This window comes from Bullifex sp., assembly GCF_034103065.1.
Taxonomy (GTDB): Bacteria; Spirochaetota; Spirochaetia; order Sphaerochaetales; family Sphaerochaetaceae; genus Bullifex.
Genome location: NZ_JAXEGN010000002.1, coordinates 1 through 4,542, shown reverse-complemented (window position 1 = coordinate 4,542; position 4,542 = coordinate 1). Strand labels below are relative to the sequence as shown.

Genomic DNA, 4,542 nt, shown 5'->3' with positions numbered 1-4,542 from the left:
CCATAGAATACTGTACATCCTGCATCTTGAAGAACTTCAGCGTTATCTAAGTTATTCTCCTCATCAAATCTTGCACAAAGCTCCATTACTGCTACAACCTCTTTTCCATTTTCTCTTGCTCTTAGGAGAGCAGATATTATTTTGGAATTTCTTGCTAGGCGATAGATAGTTATCTTAATTGATGAAACTCTATCATCCTCTGCTGCTTGGTTTAATAGTTTAATTAGAACATCCATACTTTGATATGGATATGCAAGGAAGATATCCTTTCTCTTTACCTCACTAATTAAATCACTAGTTTTGGATAAAACTTGTGGAGTAACAGGACGATGTGCATTAAATCTTAGCTCTGATAAATTTTCATATGAGAAATAATCAGCTAGAGAGAATAGAAACTTATAATCGAAGTGGTCAGGAACAATGTAAGAAGAACACTTCTTTGCAGTTAGATGTTGTTTTAAAAATGATGATAACTCATTAGATAATAAAGCATTAGTTTCCAGTCTTATTACATCTCCTCTAGTCCTTCCTTCAACTTTAGTTTGAATAAAACGTGAAAAGTCATAGTCAAACTCATCATCTGCATCCTTTGAAAATGCCTCAAAGTCTGCATTACGAGTAACTCTGACTAATGCTTTTTCCTTTATTGTAAAGCCAGGAAAAACTTTATCAGCAAAGTTTAATAATAAATCTTCACTAGTAATTAAATGAACCTTTTTACCACCTGAGAGTTTAAAGAGGCGAGGAGTAAGTGAATGCATTTTAGCAATTGCAAACATACTTCGACCTTTTCTTTCTAATCTTACGATTAAATAGGTTTTTAAGTTCTCAAGCTTAAACATTGGATGCTTTGCATCTAATACTACAGGAGAGACTCTAGGTAGAATTGATTGTTGAAATATTTCTTCTGCTGAGGCAATTTGCTTTTCATTTAAGTTACTAGCTTTGACTAAGTTTACCCCCTTGCTATATAGCTCCCCTTTTAAAAAGTGGAAAGTTTCAAAACTTGCTTTATAAAGAGATGGAAGGAGTTCATTAATTGCTGCAATTTGCTCCTTTGCACTCATATTAGTTTTACTATCTCTCTCTTGAGGAGAATCTTTTGCTTGGTTTGTTAGAGAACCAAGACGAACTTGAATAAATTCATCAAGATTAGAGATAAATATTGATAAAAATTTACATCTTTCAAGTAATGGATTAGTTAAATCCATTGCTTGATCAAGAACACGTTTATTAAATTGAAGCCAAGAGTATTCCCTGTTTATAAATATGCCATTAATGCACTTTTTGTACTCTTCACCCATATTACTTTTCCTCTAATGTAAGTCCTTTTTGTTCTCTTTTACCCTGGACAATACTTTTTAGTATTCCTTCCTTAACGCCCAGATCCGAAATTACGATGTTGTTAATCTTGAATCTTCTTAAAAGCTCCTTAGCCAAAATTACTGCTGGAACAGCTTGTTTCATAAGCTCTGGAGCATTTTTAAGTATAAGCATAGAGCGCTCTTCTGATTTTATTAAATACTTGCAGAGCTTTCTAAGCTTTTTATATTGGATTATCATTTCACCGTGGTTGTACTCTAGTTTATAATATTCTGAATAAAGCTGGTAGATAACCCAAGCATAAACTCCCGCTAAAACTGCATTATCAAAAAAACCTTCTTCTGGAAGATCTGCTTCATCAAGAGTTGCTCTTATCGCATTTTTAATACTTTTTGCTTCCTGTTGAGTTGGTATTACTTCACTTACAAAATCTTCGTATATTGTAATTGGACCAATTGGTACTGTAGAGATGTAGTCAGAAAAGCTATAGAGCTTCATTGTGTTTGAACCAAAGTCAACTAGAACGGTATTTGGTAGTATTGAATAGCGTTCATTTGCAAAGATTCTTGCTTCTGCTTCTGTGGCAATATCAAGCTTGTAGATTGTAAGATTTGTTTTTTCGCTAATCATTTTTAGGACACTATCAAATTCCTTAATGCTTGATAGACTTGCAGATGCTATTGCATAAAGAGTATTAACACCTTTAGATTTTGCATTTTCGATAAAGCTATCTGTGATATCCAAAACTTCTAGAATTTCAATTTCAGTAAGCTCTCTATCTTGATAAATTGTACTTGCAAAAGATAGTGGAGTACGAGTATGAAATAAACTTTCCATAACGCTTCCTTCTGTCTTTGCTATTAATAAAGATACAGAAGAAGATGAGTAGTCAATTAATGCAACTTTTTTCACTATTAAAAATTATGCCGATGTTACTCGGCATATCCTCCCATAATTAAATTCCTTTAAATTTTTTGCCATCTCCAAATGATATTCCGATAGATCGTCCGATCTTAATCATTTGGTTATCTTCATCGACATACTTAGTCTTACCTGCAACATCACTTAAACGGTTATATGTAATTTGGTTGTTAATGATTGCAACTGTTTTACCAAAGTTACCTTCTTGAACTAATTTTCCTGCAAAAGAACCAAGCTCTGTACTAAGTAAGCGGTCATAAGGTGATGGATTACCACCTCGCTGAATGTGTCCCGGTATTACTGTTCTAGTTTCTACCCCTGCATTTTCTTGGATGTATCTAGCAAGTCTATTTGTTGCTGTTGCCTCTCCATTTCTATATTCAAGACGTTCAGCTTTTTTCATTGCAGCTTCTTTCTTGCTCATTGCACCTTCAGCAATTGCAATAATTGTGAAAGCCTTTCCACTTTCATAACGCTTTGTAACCATGTTACAAACTTCGTCTGGGTCATATGGAATTTCAGGGATTAAGATGATATCAGCACCCCCAGCAATACCAGCGTAAAGAGTAAGCCAACCAACCTTGTTACCCATAATTTCAATTAACATTGTTCTACCATGGCTTGCAGCGGTTGTGTGAATTCTATCGATACACTCGGTATCAATTTCAAGAGCTGTATGGAAACCAAATGTTACATCTGTTCCCCAAATATCGTTATCAATTGTTTTTGGTAGTCCAATAACATTACATCCTGCGTCAGAAAGTAGGGATGCAGTTTTGTGTGTTCCAGCTCCACCAAGTGTTACAAGAAGGTCGAGCTTATTTTTCTTATAGTTTTTGACCATTTGGTCTAATCTTGATTCACCATTTTGATCTTCAACCTTCATTTGCTTAAAAGGCTGACGACTTGTTCCAAGAATAGTTCCACCAATATTTAAAATACCTGAGAAATCAGATTCTTTAAGTTTACTAAATTCACCAGAAATTAATCCTCTATATCCATCTTGAATACCTATAATTTCAGCATTTGGAATCTGATTATAAACATATTTTGCAAAGCCTCTGATTACTGCATTTAATCCTGGACAGTCACCACCTGCTGTTAAAATACCTATCTTCATTATGTTTTCGCTCCTTTAATGCTTAGTGTATCAAAAAAAAAGTAGGTATGATAACAAAAATCATATTCCTAAAATAAAAAAAATCCGAGGAGTTATACTTCCTCGGAAGAATTGTTTACTTAAATTTTACATTGAATGTCGTACTAAAGATTGTACCCTCATTGTCTGTAACTTTAACATCTAAATCGATTGTTTTTCCTGAAGCACTATTTGGAGCTACAAGTTTTATTCCTGTAAAGTTAACTTTCGAACCACTACGAAGTATTCTGCTATATGCAGTGTTATCAATTAAGGTAATTGAATCATCAGATGTTGTCACCTCAAATTTTAGACCTTCAAGATTTTCACTTCCGTTATTTTCTATTGATATTGTAAGTGGAATCTGAGTTTGTGTTGGAAGTGCATTTACACTGTAAGAACCTGTTGATAGTGTAGAAATAGAAAGTGCCTTCCAAAGGGCTTCGAAGGAAGCTCCATTACCTTTTACACTCCAACTTTCTACTCCAGGTGCAATGTAAAGTCCTGAAGCGCTATCATACCAGCCTTCAAATATCATTCCATCTTTTGATGGCTCTGTAATTTCTATTTCATCACCTTGATTTGCCAAAATAAATTCATCAATTCCAGTTTCACTATCTTTAAATGTAACGCCGGATGCGAAAACTGCATATAGAGTTTGGTCTGTTGCAGGCATTACTATCTTCTCTCCAGGCTTATATGTTACTTCTTCTTTATCAATTGACCAGCCTTGAAGTTGACCGTTAATAATTGTACTAACATTTAAATCATCTCCAGTTGGTAGTGTAATTTCACTTCCTGGAGCTGTAGAAATAGATGATGTATATCTACTAACTCTACCTTTTGAATTTGATGAAACTGAGAAAGTAAGAGTAGGGCGATAATATGGACTATTATCGTATAGCCATGATAGTGCAGTACTGTCGTTGTTTGCTAATGCAGTTGCTAAGAAAGCATCACTTTCTTCTTTAGAAATTGTATATGAATTAAGGCGTTTTAAATCTGCTAAGGAAGAATAGTATAGTTCGCTATTGTTCTTCTTGATTGCTTTTTCAATTGAGGAGGTTGCATTACTCTTTTCTTTTGCAACTCTTGTTTCAAGTTCACTGTAGCGTTTCATTGCGCTATTAAGATCCCCATTGTTTATTGCAGTTGAGAAA

At 34.3% G+C, this 4,542-nt stretch carries 3 protein-coding genes and 1 pseudogene; all 4 read right to left on the bottom strand.

Going from position 1 to position 4,542, the window contains the following annotated elements:
* A pseudogene (locus SOY52_RS00035) lies at positions 1-1,304 on the bottom strand (hypothetical protein); the annotation flags it as partial.
* 1 nt (position 1,305) lies between these two features.
* A complete protein-coding gene (locus tag SOY52_RS00030) occupies positions 1,306-2,235 on the bottom strand; it encodes a hypothetical protein (RefSeq protein WP_320846940.1) in 930 nt (309 codons plus the stop codon).
* Positions 2,236-2,278: 43 nt separating this feature from the next.
* The gene (locus SOY52_RS00025) at positions 2,279-3,364 is read right to left on the bottom strand and encodes an ATP-dependent 6-phosphofructokinase (RefSeq protein ID WP_320846939.1); all 1,086 of its coding nucleotides are present in this window, start codon (positions 3,362-3,364) and stop codon (positions 2,279-2,281) included.
* 115 nt (positions 3,365-3,479) lie between these two features.
* A partial coding sequence (locus SOY52_RS00020; protein ID WP_320846938.1) for an InlB B-repeat-containing protein occupies positions 3,480-4,542 on the bottom strand: 1,063 nt, incomplete at its 5' end.

Bases quoted from the DNA above. Each gene is read 5' to 3' on its own strand.
- SOY52_RS00025 (WP_320846939.1), bottom strand. From the start codon at position 3,364: ATGAAGATAGGTATTTTAACAGCAGGTGGTGACTGTCCAGGATTAAAT.